Source organism: Mesorhizobium sp. M0751 (assembly GCF_040320265.1).
GTDB lineage: Bacteria > Pseudomonadota > Alphaproteobacteria > Rhizobiales > Rhizobiaceae > Mesorhizobium.
In genome coordinates this window covers 1-20,978 of record NZ_JAMYPH010000042.1, presented here as the reverse complement: position 1 = coordinate 20,978, position 20,978 = coordinate 1, and the positions used below count along the sequence as shown (strand labels likewise).

Genomic DNA, 20,978 nt, shown 5'->3' with positions numbered 1-20,978 from the left:
CCAGACCCTCGAGCGCATCGCCAATGGCTGGCCAAACAGCGCTATCGAGGCGCTCATGCCTTGGAACTACCATCGCTGAACGGCATCAGCTACCCGCTTACGTCAAGCTGGCAAAGCGACAGAGCTTTTCGAAGTAGGCGCTTTTAGTCGCTGCGGACTAGCCACGACGTCGGCACATGCCCCATCGCATTGCTCCGGAATGTGAATTCACCGCACCACTGGCACTTGCCTCGGCGCGTGGAAGCCACGGTCCTACAGGCAGTGCGTTGTCAATGACCATTCCCTAACAAAAGCGCATCGTTCAATGGCCGATTTCGTGGAGCAAGAGACTTCGGGGGGGTGGTCGTCTCGAAGCCTACCCCCAAAGGAACTCTGAGAGCCCCTGCGACAGAACCGGTTGGTACCTAATTAAATACGTCGCGCAGAAGATGCGGCGCAGCGGCAGCGGACTACACGACCCGCATCGTTCCGCTTAACGCGTTGCGCTCCTCGGGAGCGGCGTGCACGCGCCATTCAACGCGGTCAGGGAAAAGCTCGAAGACGCCCATGGCGAGGGTCTGGGAGTCTTCGTCTTGTCGGTTCTTATAGATCGGGGCGGTCTCATCGAAGAGCACAGCCTCCGCGCCGTTCGCGAGCGCGCCTTCCGCGATCATTCGGTCCGCCGCCTCCTGGCGGTCACGCGAAGAAGGGTTGATCGTCTGCTTCAGGCCGTCGAATTCCCCGTAAAGCATGTGATTCGCGTGGGCTCGGGGCAACCAGACCTCTCGAACGGCGCAGCCTGAAGCCGGAGCCTCAACAGATACAAGCCGACGCGTTTTCGCCTCACCGAGATTGTGATGGTAGCCGCTGGCGCGGTCCTTACGTTTCAAGATTTCGATCGCTTCGTCCAACCCTTTCGCATCCATCGTCGCGCGGATTATGATGTGCCGCGGCACGCCTGGCTGAAGATCGTTAGGTGTGATGTTGTTCATAGCCTGGACTATGCCGGCTTGGTTCAGGCCGAAATCGCCCGACAGCATGCCGGGATACGTGAAGCTGCTCCAAGCCGGGCCCTCGTCGGGCTCGGCCTCGACCCAGAGACAGGCGCCGCGAAACTCCGCCTCGCCATCCTCGTTATGCGCGAGTATCGCCGGGCCGTTCCCTTTCGCCGGAATCAGGAGCGAGGTGCAGCCCGTCTCCGCGATGATTTTCGTCGCCGGCGAGACACCCTCCGGAAGCCGCAGGTCGCCCATGCAGTTCCAGAGGAAGACAGTTTCAAAATCCTGATGAAGGCCTGCAGCGATTCCCTCGATCTCGCGCACATAGCGGGGATATACTCCACGGGCGGCGGATTCTAGCGTCTTCAGATATTCCGATCCGCGCCAGCGGGCGTCCAGGGCGCGGTACAGCTCGCTGCCCAAAGTGCGTTCAAGGCAGCCAGCGGCGGCGCAGGCGCGCCCGACCGCGAAGCCTATGGAGAAGGCGTCGCCCTTAGCGTGGACGCGGGAAATCGTGTTTCTGGACATATTTGGCCTTCGTTCTCTGTGACGTTATCATGAAGCTACCCGGGCGAGCCGGAGCAGGATCAGGGGACGCGGAGTTCCGGGAGCCGCCAGCAAGCCACGGGCACAAATGTTCCATGTCCCGTTAGGCCGAGCCCGGCTGCAGCCGGATGAACCCAACACAGTTGTCAATCTCGATTTGGGCCCCACAGGGCTTGGAAAGCGTCTGCAAGCGCTCGAGGATAGCTTTTGCTTGCGGTTCGGGGGCGAGCCGCGGCACGCCTCGGTTGGCAAATCTTTTCGAGCGTCCGAGCTCGATAGGATAGAGCCGCAACTCAGCAGGCTGATTGTCTTCATAGCGGCTGACGGCGACAACGCTCTCATAGAAAACCGCATCGGATTAAGAGCCAACGAGTCCCTCTGCTGTGGGATACCCTTTTGCCACCTCATCGACGTCACCTCGGCGTCCGTGTGAACTCTTGGATCCTTGTCGTACACATCGAACATGTCAGCGCCGACCGGTGTCCGAAGGTCCTGGCAGAAGAAATTCCCCAGGCTGTAAAAGATAGGTCGGCCTTTGTAGATTTCGATGCCTCGCAATATATGCGGCCCGTGTACAATATATGCATCCGCTCCGGCTCTGTCGCAATTCCGGGATGTTGACGGGAAGAGCGTCGCCTGGGAGCATCGATCAGACGGTGAGCATTTCGAATTGCTTGGCAATTGACGGACTCGGATTGTAGGCGAACCTCGCCTGTCGCTTTCGCATCATGGACCAGCTCGATGCCGGAGAGGGTGATCTGGGCATTCTCCATAGACTTGAAGCCGAGCATGGATCGAACGCGGCGCTTGATGCGCCGGTGATCCTGTTCGATCCGATTGTTGAGGTATTGGCTGTTGCGGATATGGATCGGTGGTTTGTGTGATCGCTCCCGCAGACGGCTTTCAGTATCGCAGGAAATGATTGCCTCACGATTGGTCTGACTGCCGTCGACGACGATGCGGTTCGGGCGTCCATGGTGGGCAAGCGCCTTGCGCAGGAAGCGTTTGGCCGCCGGAAGATCACGGTGTTCGCTGAAGAAGAATTCGACCGTGTCACCGCCGCTGTCGATGGCGCGGTAAAGGTACATGCAACGGCCGCGAACCTTGATATTGGTCTCGTCCACATGCCACTTACCGGTGACGGTCCGCTTGCGTTTGTCGAAACGCTCCAGAAGCTGGGGCGAGAAGTGAACGACCCAACGATGCACGGTGGAGTGGTCGACGTTCAGGCCTCGCTCGGCCGTCATCTCTTCCAGATCACGCAAGCTCAGATTGTAGGTCAGATACCACCGCACGCACTGAAGGATCACGGATCGATCGAAGTGCCTTCCTTTGAACATTGAGCGCTTCCCGAACATCGAAGAGCTGTCATGCCGCAGCCGAGTTACCAAAAGTTTGCGACACATGCGGCGGTAGAGCATACAGGCAAGCGCGAAGTGCTTACTGTATGAGCTGGCTGGCCTTACTCTGCGCATGGGCCAAAGCCGATCCCCCCGCCGGGGGTGAGCGAAGGGTAAACGCCCAAGAACATCAGTTCGCCGGACCGCCGCGCCAATTCGGAAGATCTTGTGTGCCGAGCGCGACCTCAAGTGCGTAATGGGCAAGCAGACGCGTAGAATCTAGCGTTGGAAGTGGCGACGACTCAGACGATATAAGTGATATAAGTAATGGAAATTCAGTGCATCCTAGGACGATTGCCTCACATCCGGACGCCTTGAGACTGTCGATGATCCGTACATGCTTCGCTCGGGCCACGTCTGTGAACACTCCATTACAAAGTTCCGAGAAGATAACCTCGTTGATATAACCCCTATCCATCTCATTGGGAGCTACAGCCTGAAGTCCCTTTCTCTGTGCAGCCTCGAGATACATTGGCTTAGTCATCGTCCATTTCGTACCCAAAATCCCAAGCTTCCGATATCCCTGTCTTCTTGCCTCTGTGGTGACAACATCGGCGATGTGAAGTCCTGGCAGCTGTAATTCTGGACCGTTCGATTCAAGAGCGAGATGGGCAGTATTGTCCGGACATACGAAGAAATCACATCCTGCCGCACTTAAGCGCTCGGCAGACTTAACAAGCCTTGCCCGTATGGGGACCAAATTCTCCTGCTCCCAACGTTTTGGAGCGATTGCGCGTATAGCTTGTGCGTCCCTTGCGGCTCCATGTGATGGGAGACTCCTTCGACCGTTGTTGCCTTCCTAAGTCACCAAACTCCAATGGCTCGCTCATTGAGCAACTCCGGGATCAAACATCTAGCCGAGCGGCGGTCGGATGAATCCAACGCCGTTCTCAATCTCGATCTGGGTCCCAAATGGCTTCGAGAGCTTCCGTAGGCGCTCCAGGATGGTCACTGCCAGCGCAGGGGAAGCGAGGCGCGGTACTCCCCGGTTGGCAAACCGCATCGAGCGACGGAGCTCGATCGGAATCAACTTCAATTCAGCAAGCTGATTCTGCTCAAAGCGGCTGACGGCAACAATGCTTTCATAAAATTCTTGGCCAGATTGGGGCCCGACTAATCCTTCTGCCGTCGGGTATCCTTTTGCCACCTCGTCGACCGTCACCTCGGCGTCCGTATCGACCCGCGGATCCTTGCCGTAAACCTCATACATGTCAGCGCCTACTGGCGTCCGTAGGTCCTGACAGAAAAAATTCCCCAGGCTGTAAAAAATAGGTCGTCCTTTGTAGATCTCGATGCCTCGCAATACATGCGGTCCGTGCACGATGTATGAGTCCGCTCCGGCATCAATAAGGTTGCGGGCAAAAGATTGTTCGTAGTCAGCTGGCTCCAAGCTCCATTCCCCCGGTTCGTGTCCGTGGTTCGTGGCGATGCAGAAGTCGGAGAACTGCTTACCCTGACGAACGTTCCGCAGGATGTTGGCGACATCAAGCGGATTAGGTTCGAAGCTGTAGTGGGCTTTGTTACCTGCTTTGTAGGTGACGCCGCCGAGTACCACCCGGCTTGGATCCATCACGGCGGGTTTGTCGCCTGGTAGCATTTCGCGCACCTGTCTCAAGGTCTCGAGCATCTCCGGCGGAACTATGATGCTCTTCGTGAGACGAAGGGGGTTTAGACCTGGCCTGCCGTGTGCCTCGCCTGCCGGATCGCATGCACGAGCGATGCGTCCGAACGTCGAGGCAAATGACATCATCGCCACACGCCCGCGTGGCGTCTCCATGAAGCGAGCGGCGCCGGCTTGTGCGAGATTCTCGCCGGCGCCCGCATGGATGATTCCGTTCCTATCAAGCGCGCGGCTCGTCTCACGCATGCCTTCAACGCCCCAGTCGAGCGTGTGGTTGTTTGCACGACTGACCATGTTGAAGCCCATGGCCCTCAAGTCAAATCCCAGCTCCGGGTGGCTGATGCAATAGGCCCCGCCGTACTCCGCCTGCGGGCATCCTCTGGATTGAACATCTAAGATGTTGGTTTCCAAGTTGCCAAAAGTAACATCGGCTCCCTGAAATATCTTGAGAACATCGGCCAAGCCCGGATAATGGCCATTAGTTACTGGACGCGCGTACAGAAGGTCGCCAACTGCAGCGATCGTAAAGCCGTCTTCGACGTTTGTGGCAATTGAACCGATGGTATCAAAGCCTCCATCCTGATGGATTGGATGGTGTCTGTTCTGGTGTGACTCTCTCTCCATGATCCCCTACTTTTCACAACTGCGATTTTGGCTGTCGCCGTATCTGCGTTTTTCCGATGCCTAGAACGCCGAACCGTGTGGCTCTACCACTTGTGCGAGTCGAGCGCTGCCCACCATATCCGGCTGTCCCGGAATGCCCGCGGCCGGAGCGCGCACATGACAGGCCACCACCCGCCCGTCCTCCATCGGCACCAAGGGCGGGACCTCGATGCGGCAACGCTCGACTGCAAGCGGGCAGCGCGGGTGAAATGCGCATCCGGTCGGCGGACTGATCGGGCTCGGCACCTCGCCTTCGACGGGTACCTCCAGCCGCACTCGCGTCGGGTCAGGCACCGGAGCTGCCGCGATCAGCGCCTCGGTGTAGGGATGGACCGGTTTCGCGAATAGCGCCTCGCTCGGGGCGAGCTCCACGATCCGCCCCAGGTACATGACGGCAACGCGATGCGCGATATGCTCCACGACGCCAAGGTCGTGCGAGATGAAGACGAAGGCGATGCCCATCTGCTGCTGGAGGTCCAGAAGCAGATTCAGAATCTGCGCCTGCACGGAGACATCAAGGGCTGAAACCGCTTCGTCGGCGATGATAAGAGAGGGGTTGAGCGACAGGGCACGTGCAATGCCGAGCCGCTGGCGCTGACCGCCTGACAATTCGGACGGGAGCCTGTGCATCATCTCGGGCGACATTCCGACTTTTCGAAGAAGGTCCGCAGCAAGCGCGTTGCGCTGCTTCCGGTTGAGGCGCTCAAAGTTCTCGACGGGTTCGGTGATGATCTGTCCAGCGGTAAGCCGAGGATTGAGCGATGAGTAAGGATCCTGGAAAACCATCTGCATCCGACGGCGCCACGCGTGAAGGGCATCCTTCTTGAGGCCCGCAATGTCGGTCCCGTCGATCAGCACGCGTCCGGCCGTTGGCTCCGTTAGTCGCATCAGGAGCCGCGCCACGGTGGATTTGCCGCAACCGGATTCACCGACGATGCAAAGTGTCTCGCCCGCTTCGACGGAAAAGGAAACATCCTCCACCGCCCTGATCACCGGAATGGTCTTCTTCAGAAATCCAGCAGCGAGCGGATAATGCTTAGTCAGATTCTCGACTTTCAGCAGAGGACCGTTCATGCGCCCATCACCTCTTCGGCGCGCCAGCAAGCTGCGGTGTGGCCCGAGTCGACATAGCGCAGAGCGGGTGTCTTTTCGCGGCAGATATCGATCGCGAACGGGCAGCGAGGGGCAAAACTGCAGCCGACAATAGGTTCGCGCAGACTTGGCACGATGCCGGGAATTTCCGGAAGGCGACGCTGGCGGCCGCGTCGCCGATCAGGCACCGATCGCATGAGACCCTGAGTGTAGGGGTGCGCCGGACGCGCAAACAGATCCATCACGTCCGCTTGTTCTACAATCTGGCCAGCATACATGACAATCACGCGTTGGCATGTCTCGGCTACAACACCCAGATCGTGCGTGATGAACATGACGGCTGTTCCCGTGCGCTCTTTCATATCGACGATGAGTCGCAAGATCTGTGCCTGGATCGTGACGTCGAGCGCAGTCGTCGGCTCGTCGGCGATCAACAGCTCCGGTGAGCAGGCAAGAGCCATGGCAATCATGGCGCGCTGGCGCATCCCGCCGGACAGTTCGTGAGGATAGTTGCTGACGCGCCGTTCGGGGTCCGCGATGCGGACGAGACGGAGCATCTCTTCGGCCTTTGTGATGGCCACCGAGCGGGACGCTTTCGTGTGGATCTGCACCGCCTCGGCAATCTGGTGGCCAACCGTATAGACCGGGTTCAAGCTCGTCATCGGCTCCTGGAAGATCATGGCGATCTGGGCGCCGCGGATATGTCGCATCTCCCGATCGGACAGCTCAAGGATGTCGCGTCCGTGAAAGCGGACCTCGCCGCCGATGGTCTTGGCGGTCAGCTTCGGCAGCAGGCGAAGGATGGAAAGAGCGGTGACGCTTTTCCCGCATCCGGATTCGCCGACGACGCCGAGCGTCTCGCCTTTCTTCACCTGGAAGCTGATGCCGCCTAAGGCGCGGGTGACGCTTTCCTCGCCGTAAAAGTGTGTCTCAAGATCGTGAACGTCGAGAAGCACATCATCCTTTGCAGATTCTCTCATCAGCATGTCAGCGTCTCCCCTTTGAGCGGGGATCGAACATATCGCGCAAACCGTCCCCGAGCAGGTTGACGGCAAGGACCGTCACGGCAAGGCAGATACCGGGCGCGAAGATCGTCATAGGCGCGATTGCAAGATACAGGCGCGAACTGGCGATCATGTTGCCCCAGCTCGGAATCTCGGACGGCACGCCTACGCCGAGGAAGCTCAGCCCCGCTTCCGTCAGGATCGCGCTGGCGCAGACTGTGGCGCTTTGGACCATCAGTGCCGGAACTGTGCTCGGCAGGATATGACGCCACAGCACCTTGGGCAGGCGCGCCCCGCCGCAGAGCGCGGCCTCCACATAAGGACGCTCGCGAACACCCAGAACCACCGAACGAACCAGCCGCGCGACGGCTGGAGTCTCTGGGATCGCGATGGCGACGATGAGAATGCCGATCCCGGGCCCTGTCAGAGAAATGAGCGCAATGGCCAACAGAACCGTCGGTATCGACATCAGGCCATCCATGACCCGCATAATGATGTTGTCGAAGCCGCGGCTATAACCTGCGACAACACCGATCAGGAGCCCGGCAAGAGCCGCGCATGCCGCCGAAAGCAATCCAACCATCAGGGAGATGCGGGCGCCGAAGATCGTTCGGGCAAACACGTCACGGCCCAGATTGTCGCTCCCAAACCACATTTCGGCCGACGGCGGCTGCAGACGCTTGAACGGGTCCATGTTCACGGGATCCCCAGCGTAATGCGGGGCAAGGAGCGCCAAAATAATCAGAAGTGCTAGGAGGCCGCCGCCGACCAGGACCAGCGGGTTCCGCCTTGCGAGACGGGGAAGATCGGATAGCTGCAGCCGACCCATCGGCACGGCTTCAACTGGTGCGGAGATGAGCGTCATATCAGTACCGGATCCGGGGATCGATCAGCGTATAGGCCAGATCGACCGCGAGGTTGATCAGGACGTACAGACCTGAAGTCAGGATGAGCACGCTCTGGATGATGGGATAGTCGCGATTGTTGATCGCATCGACGACCAGACGACCGATACCGGGGATGTTGAACACCGTTTCAGTGAGGACGACGCCGCCGATCAGATAGGCGAAGCTTATGCCGATGACGGTCAGGATGGGGACGCCGGCATTCTTCAAGGCATGGTGGAAAAGCATGGCATAGGACGAAGCGCCCTTGGCAGCGGCCGTTCGCATATAGTCTTCCGACAGCACCTCGATCATGCTCGCCCGCGTAACTCGGGCAATGAATGCAATGTAGGCAAGACTAAGAGCCACGGTGGGAAGGATCAGGTGCACAAACCAAGGCCCGAGGCCGCCATTGATCGGCGCATAGCCCTGGACCGGTAGCCAGTGTGTCCTGACGGCGAAGAAATATATCAGGAAATAGCCGATAACAAAGACGGGGACGGAATAACCGAGTGCCGAAAAGGCCGCGAGGAGGCGGTCAACGAGCCCACCAGTTCGCCACGCGGCAAGGACGCCGAAGGAGACCCCGATCGTCACTGCAAGGATCATCGTCAGGCTCGACAGAGAAAGCGTCGGCTCCAGCCGCTGCGAGATGAGATCGAGAACCGGTCGCCCGGCAAAGATCGAATTGCCGAAATCACCACGAAGCATGTCGCGCACCCAGCGTATGAACTGAACTGGCAGAGGATCGTTTAGGCCCAGCTTTTCCCGAATGCCGGCGATCATCTCCGCCGTGGCCGACTTGCCGGCCATGATTGCCGCCGGGTCTCCGGGCGCCAACCTGAGAAGCAGGAAAACAAAGATCCCGACCATCGCCATGACGGCGATGGTCGAAACCATTCTACGCAGGATGTACGCTACCATTAAGCGGAGGCTTTCTGCATGTTCCACATCGGGAAATATATCGTCGGTACCTCGATGAGGCCAGTTAGCGTCTTGCGACGCGCAATTGGGCTCACAATCTGGCCTAGTCTGACATCGCCGACGAAATCCCACCAAACACGTTGCATTTGGCGGGCCAAGGCCTTCCGTTCCTCCAGGGTCGTCACATCCGGCCACTTGGCTCTAAGCGCTTCATACTCGTCGCTCTTCGGCCATCCGAACCAGGCATGATCGCCCGCGTTGGGGAAGACCGCCGTAATCGGGTCGCCTTGGACGTAGTCAGGATCGTCCGTGATGAAAATGTTCCAGCCGCCGCTTTCAACGGGACCTTTGTTGGCCCGGCGGGCGACAACCCCGCCCCAGTCGCTCGGTGCAAGTTCGGCATTGATACCAATCTTCTGCAGCGTGATCGCCAAAAGCTGGGACGCGGCGTGGCCTTGCGCCCAGCTCGTGGGATCGAGAATGACGACCTTCTCACCGGCGTATCCCGCCTCCTTGAACAGTTGCTTGGCTTTTTCCGGGTCGCCGCCCTTCTTGAACCAGCCGGTGTTTTCGTCGTTGGAATAGGGCGTGCTGTTCCCGAATATTGAAGTGACCGGACGGCCGAACCTCGGATCGGGAGCCATAACGCCCAAGAAAGCGTCCTGGTCGATGAGGTGAAGCATGGCTTGGCGTGCCTTCACGTTGTCGAAGGGCTTCTGCAGATGATTCATGCGTAGACCCAGGTCGTTGCCCGACTTATTTAAAACCTGCAGCACCAGATTGGGGTCACTCTCAATTACACCGTAAAGATCAGCAGGCGCGTATGTTTGTAGATCAACCTCGCCTGCTTGCAACGCCGCTAAGGCAGTCTGCTGATCGGCGATATTGTTCCAAATGACGCGATCGACCTTGACAATTTTTCCGCCGGCGAGTCGGTCAAACGGCTCGTTGCGCGGTACGTACTTTTCATTTCTATCATAGGTGAAGCTCGCGCCCGGTCTGGCAAGGGCTTCATTAAACTTGAACGGTCCCGACCCAATGTTCGTGGTCACCTGCTCGGTTGCGGGGTGGCCCGCATCCTTTTCACGCATAATGAACGGAACCGGAGCAGCGACTCCCCCCAGCATATCAATCAATATCCCTAAGGGTTCCTGGAGTATAATTGTGAAGCTCTTGTCGCCTTTCTTTGAAATATCCTTGGCCCGCTCCATGAGCACTTGTCCGCCGGTAGCTGCCTGCCCCCAGCGGCGGATCGAGGCCACGCAGTCGGCTGCGGTAACAGGCGTGCCATCGTGCCAGCCCAGTCCATCGCGAAGCTCAAAAGTATAGGTTTTCTTATCGGCGGAAACTTCCCATTTCGCCACCATTTGCGGCTGGGGCTTCAGCGCAGAGTCAAGCGCGAACAGGGTGTCGTAGATGGCAAGGCCATGAGCTTGGGTGCCGTCAGTCGTCGTAAAGATCGGATCGAAAACGGTGAGATCACCCGTGGCAAAACGGACTGTTTGCGCGTCGCGCGGGGTTGTCTGCGCCCGCAGGATAGACGGGCTTGATAACGCCGCTCCGGCGGCCATGCTCATTTTAATGAGATTGCGTCGAGAGATTGCCATGTTCCTGTTCCCCTTTCGAGTTCTAGACGCGATTGAGTCGCGCGGTTTTTTGAGCTTTTGCGGGTGCCATCAGCCAGGGACTTCTTGTCGTTTTCAACAAGCGCCTGATCGGGTGGTGCAATTTGGAATTGGTAGCACCGGGCCAAGCATAATTTTTGCCAAAATGCAGCGACTGCTGAAATAGAGACGCCACAGAGCGGCGGGATATGAAACATCTCCGGCTCCCTGGCGCGGAAGCTTATCTTCCGGGCGCAGACGGTGGTATGAAGCTGTCACGGAGATCATGCTTCCGGCCAGGCTGCAGGTTCTCGCCCAGAAAGAAGGCCGATGCCGCAACGGATTTCTTCTGCGTCGATTGTATTCCCTGCACTTTTCTGGCCGTAGTTGACCTGCCACTGAACTGTCATCCAGCGGCGATTAGAGCCTTGGCCGCTTTGTTACGCCTCTTGGCGCGGGTTGAGCAACCGGCGGAGGCGCGGAGCCTTCCATCGGCACAGCGTCGGAGCCCGTTGCGGTAATGACCTCATAGGCTGTCGGGGTCTGGTAGCCGAGTGAGGAATGGGGCCTTGCGGTGTTGAGCAACTCGGCGACGGAACACCCACGGAACCAGCCCGGAGCGCGAGCTTCTCTATCCATGGCATCCTTGGGCGGGTCGCGAGGTCCGTATTCATGAAATGATCGACAAGAACGAAGCCGAGGCTTTCCGCTGCAGTCTTTGTGGCCGGGTATCAGGTCGTTGGCTGGAGATTCCCGGTCGATAGGAGCCCTCAGCGCGAGCTGGCGCATCACGACTGCTCCGCACGTCTACCCTGCCGCGCTGGGCACCCTGGCGAAACTGCTCCACGACACGGGGGCCATCGCAATCACCGGAGATGGGCGCAGCATCGGGCTGTCACGCGAATCGGGGAGATGTCCATGCCGCGCCAACCCACGACATACCTTTTCGATCTGTTCTCGAAGCCGAACGGCGCCGACACGGTGCAGACGCCGCAATGGCAAGCTGGCCGAGGCGCGCCGATCAGTGACGATGCTGATGGTCAGCCTGATGCTTGGACACGTCGACGGCCAGGGTGCCGCAAAACGGGAGGGCGTGGATCATGATGCATGAGAAGATTGGGTCGCATCATCTGGAGCGCAAAGGGTGCTATGAAACAGGATTGAAGTCCTCCCGCCATTCGGCAATGGCGCTACGGGCGTGGTCCAGGCCGAAGAACAGGCACAATGCACCTTTACGGGAGTGCCACAATCCCTATTCGATCTGCCTTTGCGTGTTGCGGCATACAGGCCATCCGAAGTGATCTCCGTCGCATCTCGACAGTTGGGCTACCCCTTGGCCGGGACGATCTTGAGCCAAAATGGCCTTGCCCACCATGGATGAAGAATGCGGCGAGAGACATGATCGAAAATATTCCTTCCCCCGCGGAGTCCAAAATATGAGCCTTGCGCGCCATAAACGCGCTCAGCCATATTCAACATCAGATGGTCCCCAATTCCCTGCCTACCTGTCTAAAGGCCTCCACCGCACGGTCGATATCCTCGGTCGAATGCGCGGCCGACATCTGCGTACGGATGCGCGCCTGGCCTTTCGGCACCACGGGGAAGGAAAAACCGATTACGTAGATGCCGCGCTTCAGCATGTGGGTTGCCATCTCCTGCGCTGATGCCGCGTCGCCCAGCATCACCGGGATGATCGGGTGGTCGGCGCCGGCCAGCGTAAAGCCGAGTTGGCCCATTTTCGACCGGAAACGCTCTGCATTGCCAAATAGGCGCCGACGCAACTCGTCGCCATCGGCGATCAGCTCCAATACCTTGAGCGAGGCAGCGGCGATCGCCGGCATGAGCGTGTTGGAGAACAGATAGGGGCGCGAGCGCTGTCGCAGCCAGTCCACCACCTGTCTCTTGCCGCTGGTATAGCCGCCAGAGGCGCCGCCGAGTGCCTTGCCAAGCGTTCCGGTGATGATGTCCACCCTGCCCTCGACGCCACAATGCTCGGCCGAACCGCGGCCGTTTTTGCCGACGAAGCCCACCGCGTGGCTATCGTCGACCATCACCATGGCATCGTATTTTTCCGCCTGATCGCAGATGCCCCGCAGGTTGGCGATGATGCCGTCCATGGAGAACACGCCGTCGGTGGCGATCAGCTTGAAGCGGCTGCCTTCCGCCTTCTTCAATTCTTCTTCCAACGCCGTCATGTCGTTGTTGGCGTAGCGGAAGCGCTTTGCCTTCGACAGCCGGACGCCGTCGATGATTGAGGCATGGTTGAGCGCATCGGAAATGACGGCGTCCTCTTCGGAAAGCAGCGTCTCGAACAGCCCGCCATTGGCGTCGAAACAAGAGCCGTAGAGGATCGTCTCCTCCATGCCGAGGAAGGATGAGATCCGCGTCTCGAGCTGCTTGTGCTCCTCCTGCGTGCCGCAGATAAAGCGCACCGAAGCCATACCGTAACCGTAGCGATCGAGCGCGACCTTGGCTGCCTCGCGAAGTTCCTCGCTGTCGGCGAGGCCGAGATAGTTGTTGGCGCAGAAATTCAACACTCTCTGACCGGCAACCTGGATTTCGGCAGACTGCATCGAGGTGATCACCCGCTCGGACTTGTAGAGTCCCGCGGACTTCAAAACAGCCAGTTCCGCCGACAAATGGGCAATGAATGCATTCTTCATCGGCACCTCCGCAGGAATGGTATGGAAGACGGCCTACGCAACCACATGCTCAATTCGAGTTGTAACCGCTGCCGATTCCTTCAACAGTAGGTCGTCGCGAACGTAGCCAGAGCCGAGGCCGTCTTAACCCCAACAGAGATTTGTGACCACGAGCAAACCGGCAGCATCATCTCTAGAAAAAGCGACGGTCCAGTCACCTTTCAGGTAGGCATCCTGGTACCGCAACGTTCGCCGTACCATCGCGGACGGGCGCTCTTTTGCCGACAGCTGGCGGCGGTGAAGCGGTGGAAGGAGTCGGGTATGTGGGTCGGAAGTCCGCCAAATCGAGGAGGACATCCGCCGAACGGCCCACTTCATTCGGGAGCTTGTATGACAAAGCTCAGTGAGAGCTCCGCGAACGAATCCGCCAAGCTGCTGCCGCATGGCTTCTGATCACGGATAAATGACAGCAGTCGACCATGCGGGATCATCGTGCTTTTGCCAATAGAGATCCGTCAGCCGGCGGGTGATGGGTCCGACCTGCCCGCTAGCGATTGCGGCGTCATCGATACGCGTCACGGGCATGATGCCGCCGGCAGTCGACGTGATGAACACCTCGCAAGCCGCTTTGATCTCAGCACGGCTGATGTCAGCGGCCGTGGCGGACAGCCCAATCTCGGCGCAAAGATCGAAGACAGTGCGCCGGGTGATGCCTGGCAATATGCCAAAAGCGGGCGTCCTCAAGGAACCGTCCTTGACAACGAACACATTGAAGCCAGGGCCCTCCGCGATGTGCCCGTTGGTATCCAGGATCAGCGCCGTCTCCGCTCCGACGTCATAGGCGTCAAACAGGCCCTTCACAAGATCGAGCCAATGATAGTTCTTGATCGCGGGATCGATCGATTTGGGCGGAATGCGAACAGTCTCGCTGATCGCGACGTGCAAGCCTCTTTCCAGCTGTTCCTTGTTGGCAACCGATCCAAATGGGACAGCAAACGCGATGAAGCGGTTCTCAGCCTGGCGGGGATCGCGGCTGAAGGTCGGGGAGGAACCGCGCGTGCAAATCATCTCCACGTACGCCGACTTGTGGCCCGACAGAACGACGCAATCTTCAAGGATCGAAGCGATCTTCTCGCGATCGTAGGGAAGCTTCATTCGCAGCCGTTCAATGCCCCCAAAAAAACGGTCAAGATGCAAATCCAACCGGAAGAACCTGCCATTCCAGACATGCACCGTGTCGTAGGTTGCGTCGGAGTGCAGGAAACCCCAATCAAGTACGGAGATCTTGGCCTCGGACATCGGCAGGTATTGCCCGTCCATGAACGCAATCCCGTGCGGATAGCGCCGTCGATCAACGTAATGCGCGTCGATAGTTGGAAGCGCAGATGAAAGCTGTGTCATAGTGGGCGCCATTCTTTTTTCTTTAAACTGATATACTTTGCTTTCCCCGCGTCGAAGGGTTGGCTACTCACGCCGTCCTGACGCGGGATCGATTGCGTCCCTCTAGATTGCACAGTTGATCAGGCAAAAAAGCTCAATTTGATGCTGGACGCGCAATGGTGGTTTCAAAAAACCGCTTGGATTGACGGTTTAACCGCGACCCACCCGACACTAAGTCATAACCCGAGGTTCGAACTTGACACGATCAAGCGAAATCATGCTCCGGAATTTTCGGACATTGGGGTTAGTGTAGAGCTTCGTCTTGACGAAAACGTCAAAGGCTTCGACGTCCTCAACGGCGACAATCAGTACAAAATCGGCGTCGCCCGTAACCATGTAGCACTGGGTAACCTCTTTGGCCGCGCGCATCGCGCGCTTGAATTCATCGACAAGGTCAAGACGCTCACGATCAAGCTCTACCGTGACCACAACGGTAAGCGATTTGCCAAGAGCCTTGGGATCCACCAGTGAGATGTCCGCAACAATCACGCCATCGTTACGCAGTTTGTTCACTCGTCGCATGCACGACGCAGCCGAAGAACCAACCAATTCCGCCAGTTCCGCAAAGGAAAGCCGATTGTTCTTCTGTAGAGCCGTCAGGATCCTTCGATCTAGGTCATCCATGGAATCATGTCTGCAGTGATTGCAATTTCAATTATCGTCGTGAGCTGCGCTATATTCGATTGCATTTTGCCGTAAAGATTGAAATGCGGAAATCAATATCCACTTGCAAGTGGCGAGAATCAACTGCCGTCCACCGGACCCGTCAAGGGAGCCCATCTATCGGCACCGCAAAGCCCCCCGTTAAAATGAGCACACTTGAGAATGCGAACGGCCAGACCCTGCTCCTTCAGACGTCGCGCCAGCAGTGGCCAGAGGGTCACCCTCGAGTTAGAACACTTAGACTGGAGCAGCCAGAGTGGGCTAGGTGACGCGCATCGTTCCGCTGAGTGCGTCGCGCTCGTCTGGTGCAGCGTGCGCGCGCCATTCGATGCGATCAGGGAAAAGCGCGAAGACGCCCGTAGCGAGGGTATGGATGTTGTCGTCGCATTTCCGGTCTGTGTCGCGGTAGATCGGGGCGCTCTCTTCGAAGAGCACCGCCTCCGCGCCACCCACGAGCGCACCTTCCGCAATCATCCGGTCTGCCGTTTCCTGCCGGTTACGAGATGACTGGGTAATCGTCTGCTCCAGCCCGTCGAATTCACTGAAGAGCAGGTGGTTGGCATGGGCTCGAGGCGACGCGACCTCTCGAACAGCAAAACCGGAGGCGGGCGCCTCCACCGAGAGGAGCCGGCGTGTCTTCGCCTCGCCGAGATTGTGATGGAAGCCACTCGCGCGGTCCTTGCGCTTCAGGATGTCAACCGCTTCGTCAAGACTTCTCGCATCGAGGATCGCGCGGCAGATGATCTGCCGCGGCACGCCAGGCTGAAGATCGTGGGCGCTGATATTGTTGACGGTCTGGACGATCCCAGCCTCGTTCAGTCCGAACGTGTGCCCCTGCACCATGCCGGGGTACATGAAGCAACTCCATGCCGGGCCCTCATCCGGCTCGACTTCGACCCAGAGACAGGCGCCGAGAATTTCTGCCGCGCCGTCGTCATTGTGGGCAATAATCGCCGGGCCATCACCTTCCCCGGGAATCATGAGCGAGGTGCAGCCTGTGGCAGCGAGAGCTTTCGTTGCCGGGGAGATGCCTTCGGGTAGGCGTAGGTCGCCACGGCAGTTCCAAAGGAAGACGTCTTCAAAATCCTGCCCTGCACCCTGGGCGATCCCCTCGATCTCGCGCACATAGCGCGGATACGCGGCGCGCGCCGCGGATTCCAATGTCTTCAGATGGTCGGATCCGCGCCAGCGTGCGTTCAGCGCCCGATAATATTCTGTGCGCAGGACCCCTTCGCTGAAGCCGGAGGCGCTGGCCCGCCCGAGCGCGAAGCCTATGGAGAAGGCATCGCCCTTGGCGCATACACGGGTGATAGTATTTCTGGACATGCGGGGCCTCTGCTTCACTGTGGGGTGCCGTCAAGATAGGATGACCAGCCCGAGGGCAGGCTCGCGCCAAAGGCGGCGGCAAGCACGAGCGAGGCCGCGGCGAAACCCGCGCTTCCAGGAGGCCGAAGCGGGACATCGGTTTTCATGTTGTGGCTCGCCGGTGCGGCTTCAATCACTGGCGTGGACTAGCGAGGGCGAGGTAAGCGCATTCATATTCATCGTTTGCTATTGGTTGGATCGGTTGAGGCTCGCCTTCAACTCCCGCCTCCTGGCATGCAGCACTGGCTCCGTATACCCGCTCGGCTGCTTGCGCCCCGTGAAGATCAGATCCCTCGCCGCAGCGAACGCGATAGAATTGTCGAAGTCCGATGCCATCGGCCGGTAGAGCGGGTCGCCGGCGTTCTGCTGATCGACGACCGCAGCCATGCGCTTCAACGTCTCCATCACCTGGTCGCGCGCGCAAACCCCGTGATGCAGCCAGTTCGCGATGTGCTGCGAGGAAGTGCGTAGCGTGGCGCGGTCCTCCATCAGCGCGACGTCGTCGATGTCGGGCACCTTGGAGCAGCCGACGCCCTGGTCGATCCAGCGCACAACATAGCCGAGGATGCCCTGGCAGTTGTTGTCGAGCTCCTTCTGCATATCTTCCGGTGCCCAATTGGGCCGCACCGCTACCGGGATGGAAAGGATATCGTCCAGACTGGCGTGCGGACGGCTCTTCACGCTCTCCTGCACCGCATGTACATCGACGCGGTGATAATGCGTGGCGTGGAGAGTCGCCGCCGTCGGCGACGGCACCCACGCCGTGTTGGCGCCGGCCTTCGGATGCCCGATCTTCTGCTCCAGCATGGCCGCCATCAGTTCGGGCATCGCCCACATGCCCTTGCCGATTTGAGCGCGCCCCGCGAGCCCGCAGGCCAGGCCGACGTCCACATTCCAGTTCTCGTAGGCCGCGATCCAGGTCGACTGCTTCATGTCGCCCTTGCGGATCATCGGCCCCGCTTCCATGGAAGTGTGGATCTCGTCGCCGGTGCGGTCCAGGAAGCCGGTATTAATGAACACCACGCGTTCGCGGGCGGCGCGGATGCACTCCTTGAGGTTCACCGTGGTGCGGCGCTCCTCGTCCATGATGCCCATTTTGAGCGTGTTGGCCGGAAGCCCAAGCGCCAGCTCGACCCGGCGGAAGAGGACGACCGCGAAGGCGACCTCCTCGGGTCCGTGCATCTTCGGCTTCACGATATAGACTGAGCCCGCTGGCGAATTTGCCCGCCGGCCATTCAGGCCAACATCGTGCAGCGCGATCATCGCGGTGATCATGGCATCCATGATGCCTTCCGGCACCTCATTGCCGTCGCGGTCGAGGATCGCCGGACTGGTCATCACGTGCCCCACATTTCTCACAAGCATCAGCGCGCGGGCGCGCAGGCGAAAGATCGATCCGTCGGGCGCGATGAACTCTCTGTCGGGGTTGAGGCTGCGTACAAAGGTCTTGCCTCCCTTGGAAATCTCCTCCAACAGGTCGCCGTTCATCAGGCCCAGCCAGTTTCGATAAACCATCACCTTGTCCTCGGCGTCGACCGCCGCGACCGAGTCCTCGCAATCCATGATCGTTGTGATCGCCGATTCCAGCCAGACGTCCGAAATATCGGCAACGTCCGACTGGCCGATGGCAGACGTCGGGTCGATCCGCACCTCGATATGGATGCCGTTGTTGCGCAGCAGGAAGTGCGTGGGCTTATGCGGCGCGCCGAGATAGCCGGCAAACTGATCCGGCCGCTTCAGGCCGATCATGCTGCCATGCGCGGTCTTGACGCGCAGCACCGCTTCCTCGACGGAAAAGCTGCGGGCGTCGCTCCAGCTTGCTCCGGCGAGCGGTACGGCATCGTCCAGCAGCTTGCGCGCCCAGCCGATTACCCGCTCGCCGCGCGCGGGATTGTAGCGCGGCCCGCGCTCGGCGCCTTGCGCCCCTGAAACGGCGTCGGTGCCGTAGAGCGCATCGTAGAGCGAGCCCCATCGCGCATTGGCCGCGTTCAGGGCGTAGCGCGCGTTCATCACCGGCACAACGAGCTGCGGTCCGGCGATCGTGGTGATCTCCGGGTCCACATTGGCTGTGGCGACTAGGAAGTCCGGTCCTTCCTTCACGAGATAACCGATCTCCTCGAGGAAAGCCTTGTAGGATTGCAGAGCGGCATGGGAGCCGTGGCGGCGATGCCACTTGTCTATGGCCTCTTGGATCTCGTCGCGCTTGCGCAGCAATGCCCGGTTTGTGGGTGCAAGATCGTGCACGATGGCCGAAAAGGCCGCCCAAAATTCCGACTTGCGGATGCCGGTTCCCGGCAGCGCCTCGTCCACCACGAAGTCGTAGAGGTTCCTGTCGATCTTCAGCCCCGCGGCTTCGATGCGGCCGGCGTTTAACTGCTGAATGTCCACCTTATCCTCCCTTATGCCGCCAGATGATCGAGGACAGGAAGATCCTTTGCGACGGTCTCAGCCAACATGGCTGATGTCGCGGCAGATAGTGTCCAGCCAAGGTGCCCGTGCCCGGTGTTATAGTAGACGCCCGGAGCCTTACCTTTGCCGACACGCGGCATCATGTTCGGCATCATTGGACGGAGGCCAGCCCACGGCACGATGCGGTTCGTGTTGACGCCGGGGAACAGCTGCCGCGTCCAGTCTACCAGAGGCCTTACGCGGTCTTCCCTTATGTCACGGTTCTGGCCATTGAACTCTGCGGTCCCGGCCACTCGGAAGCGCGCTTCACCAAGCCGGCTGGTGACGATTTTGGCACGGTCATCGAGGATGCTCACCCAAGGAGCGGCTTCCTGGGCCGCGTTGTCTTCCAGCTGGACCGTGATTGAGTAGCCCTTGACGGGATAAATGTTGAGGCGATCCCCCAACATCGCCGCGAAGTCACGGCTATTCGAGCCCGCGCAAACGACGATCGCGTCGGCCTCGATAACCTGAGCCGGGGAAGCATGGTTAGAGTAGGTCAGCCTCAACCGGTCGCGTCGCTCAATCTTCGTCACCGACGCGTCATAGTGAAAACTTCCACCACGCCGTTCGCACGCGCGGGCTAATCCGGTGGTGTACTTGTGGATGTCGCCTGTTGAGTCCGAAGGTGTGTAGAACCCCCCATAGAAAGCGCCCCGCAAGGCCGGCTCAATGGAAGCGATCTCGCTCACTGTGACCGGTCGCCTGTCCAGGCCTCCTTCGACGAGGAGTTGATTGACTTTCGTAGCGTGGTCGAAGCCCGTCTTATCCCAATAGACATGAAGGATTCCCCGGCGAACGTGATCGAAATCGATACCCTCACGCTCAGCGATCTCAAACATGTGCCTGCGCGCCGCTATCGCCAGCCGGGTGGTAGCAACAGTGTTCTCGCGATACTTGGCGATATGGGATACAAATTCCGCAAGCCAGCTATATTTGTGCCATGTCGGCGCGGGGTTCATGAGGAGTGGCGCGTCGCGCCTTACCATCCACTTGATGCCCTTTAAGATCGTCGACCAGTGGTTCCAGACTTCCGCATTGCTTGCCGACAGCTGGCCGCCGTTTGCAAATGAGGTCTCCATTGCGGCATAGCGCTGACGCTCTAGCGCGGTGACCTCATACCCGTGTTCCAATAGGGCATAGGCTGTCGACACGCCGGTAATGCCGGCACCAATCACAACAATCTTAGGCATTTCAGTCTCCAGACAGGACAACGGGTTCGGGTCAGTCGGTCCGTGTTCCTTCCCCAAATCTGTTCCCTGTAGAGAGTTTAACCGGAGCGGCCCGGCTTCCCTTCGGTGGACGCTGACGGCGTCTCTCTCCAGATTGTTCGGCAGTACGGTCGCTTGTACCTGAGTGTTTCCTTGGGGGTTGCTCCTTGGGTGTCGGCAGCGTGCCGATCTCTCCCATACTGCGATATTGAACGGTTCCGTTTATAGCTCTGTCCAACGACGGTTGCCGCCCAGCTATCCCTCATTCGTGAAACAGGTCCATCTTTTTTGACGGCGCGCTGAAACGCGCGAACCAAGAATGCCCCTTTTTCTTCGGCAACAACAAATGGGTCACTTGAGCACCTCATGGAAGCACATTTGAGAACTCGAGGTGAACCGCCCCGGGTTGATCGGAGGCTCCAACTCCTGAGAAGGTGGAGCCATGACAAGCAAGACGACCAACAAGTTCTCTCCCGAGGTCCGAGCCCGTGCGG

16 protein-coding genes, 2 pseudogenes and 1 riboswitch are annotated in these 20,978 nt (G+C 59.2%); all 18 genes and pseudogenes read right to left on the bottom strand.

The annotated features are described in order from the left end of the window. Window positions 1–449 precede the first annotated feature (449 nt). The 18 genes and pseudogenes from NKI19_RS31745 to NKI19_RS31660 all read right to left on the bottom strand — a co-directional run bounded on the left by NKI19_RS31745 (window position 450) and on the right by NKI19_RS31660 (window position 20,466). The gene (locus NKI19_RS31745; protein WP_352567525.1) at window positions 450–1,505 is read right to left on the bottom strand and encodes a C45 family autoproteolytic acyltransferase/hydrolase; all 1,056 of its coding nucleotides are present in this window, start codon (window positions 1,503–1,505) and stop codon (window positions 450–452) included. A gap of 121 nt (window positions 1,506–1,626) precedes the next feature. Next, window positions 1,627–2,126: pseudogene (locus tag NKI19_RS31740) on the bottom strand (CapA family protein); the annotation flags it as partial. Window positions 2,127–2,172: 46 nt separating this feature from the next. Continuing rightward, a protein-coding gene (locus NKI19_RS31735) for an IS6 family transposase (protein ID WP_352567526.1) occupies window positions 2,173–2,863 on the bottom strand; the annotation gives its coding sequence in 2 pieces (ribosomal slippage) (window positions 2,173–2,251 and window positions 2,250–2,863; 693 coding nt in all). Between the two features lie 190 nt (window positions 2,864–3,053). After that, window positions 3,054–3,623: an aspartate/glutamate racemase family protein gene (locus NKI19_RS31730; RefSeq protein WP_352567527.1), complete on the bottom strand. Its 570-nt coding sequence runs from the start codon at window positions 3,621–3,623 to the stop codon at window positions 3,054–3,056. A gap of 153 nt (window positions 3,624–3,776) precedes the next feature. Then, window positions 3,777–5,168, bottom strand: coding sequence for a CapA family protein (locus NKI19_RS31725; RefSeq protein WP_352567528.1), 1,392 nt, complete (start codon window positions 5,166–5,168; stop codon window positions 3,777–3,779). 60 nt (window positions 5,169–5,228) lie between these two features. Further along, window positions 5,229–6,281, bottom strand: a complete 1,053-nt coding sequence (locus NKI19_RS31720) for an ABC transporter ATP-binding protein (protein WP_352567529.1) — start codon at window positions 6,279–6,281, stop codon at window positions 5,229–5,231. Continuing rightward, a complete protein-coding gene (locus tag NKI19_RS31715) occupies window positions 6,278–7,279 on the bottom strand; it encodes an ABC transporter ATP-binding protein (RefSeq protein ID WP_502899370.1) in 1,002 nt (333 codons plus the stop codon). The genes NKI19_RS31720 and NKI19_RS31715 overlap by 4 nt, the downstream gene beginning before the upstream one ends. A gap of 7 nt (window positions 7,280–7,286) precedes the next feature. Next, entirely contained in the window at window positions 7,287–8,168 is an 882-nt protein-coding gene (locus tag NKI19_RS31710; protein WP_352567531.1) for an ABC transporter permease, read from the bottom strand. A 1-nt stretch (window position 8,169) separates the two neighbouring features. Next, complete coding sequence (locus NKI19_RS31705; protein WP_352567532.1) at window positions 8,170–9,111, bottom strand: ABC transporter permease; 942 nt, start codon at window positions 9,109–9,111, stop codon at window positions 8,170–8,172. Beyond that, complete coding sequence (locus tag NKI19_RS31700) at window positions 9,111–10,718, bottom strand: ABC transporter substrate-binding protein (RefSeq protein ID WP_352567533.1); 1,608 nt, start codon at window positions 10,716–10,718, stop codon at window positions 9,111–9,113. The genes NKI19_RS31705 and NKI19_RS31700 overlap by 1 nt, the downstream gene beginning before the upstream one ends. Then, window positions 10,685–10,933 (bottom strand): hypothetical protein, encoded by a 249-nt coding sequence (locus NKI19_RS31695; protein ID WP_352567534.1) that lies wholly within the window; start codon window positions 10,931–10,933, stop codon window positions 10,685–10,687. The genes NKI19_RS31700 and NKI19_RS31695 overlap by 34 nt, the downstream gene beginning before the upstream one ends. Window positions 10,934–11,121: 188 nt before the next feature. Then, window positions 11,122–11,294 (bottom strand): annotated as a pseudogene (locus NKI19_RS31690) (IS3 family transposase); the annotation flags it as partial. Between the two features lie 899 nt (window positions 11,295–12,193). Continuing rightward, window positions 12,194–13,378 carry a glycine C-acetyltransferase gene (locus NKI19_RS31685; protein WP_352567535.1) on the bottom strand — a complete coding sequence of 395 codons (1,185 nt, stop codon included), beginning with the start codon at window positions 13,376–13,378 and terminating at the stop codon, window positions 12,194–12,196. Between the two features lie 432 nt (window positions 13,379–13,810). After that, window positions 13,811–14,758 (bottom strand): aminotransferase class IV, encoded by a 948-nt coding sequence (locus tag NKI19_RS31680; protein WP_352567536.1) that lies wholly within the window; start codon window positions 14,756–14,758, stop codon window positions 13,811–13,813. Window positions 14,759–14,968: 210 nt separating this feature from the next. Further along, window positions 14,969–15,421, bottom strand: coding sequence for an Lrp/AsnC family transcriptional regulator (locus tag NKI19_RS31675; protein ID WP_352567537.1), 453 nt, complete (start codon window positions 15,419–15,421; stop codon window positions 14,969–14,971). Between the two features lie 300 nt (window positions 15,422–15,721). Then, window positions 15,722–16,786 (bottom strand): C45 family autoproteolytic acyltransferase/hydrolase, encoded by a 1,065-nt coding sequence (locus tag NKI19_RS31670; RefSeq protein WP_352567538.1) that lies wholly within the window; start codon window positions 16,784–16,786, stop codon window positions 15,722–15,724. Between the two features lie 225 nt (window positions 16,787–17,011). Continuing rightward, the gene (locus tag NKI19_RS31665) at window positions 17,012–19,213 is read right to left on the bottom strand and encodes a malate synthase G (protein ID WP_352567539.1); all 2,202 of its coding nucleotides are present in this window, start codon (window positions 19,211–19,213) and stop codon (window positions 17,012–17,014) included. 11 nt (window positions 19,214–19,224) lie between these two features. Beyond that, a complete protein-coding gene (locus NKI19_RS31660; RefSeq protein WP_352567540.1) occupies window positions 19,225–20,466 on the bottom strand; it encodes a D-amino acid dehydrogenase in 1,242 nt (413 codons plus the stop codon). Between the two features lie 136 nt (window positions 20,467–20,602). Next, window positions 20,603–20,692: riboswitch (glycine riboswitch) on the bottom strand. Window positions 20,693–20,978 lie beyond the last annotated feature (286 nt).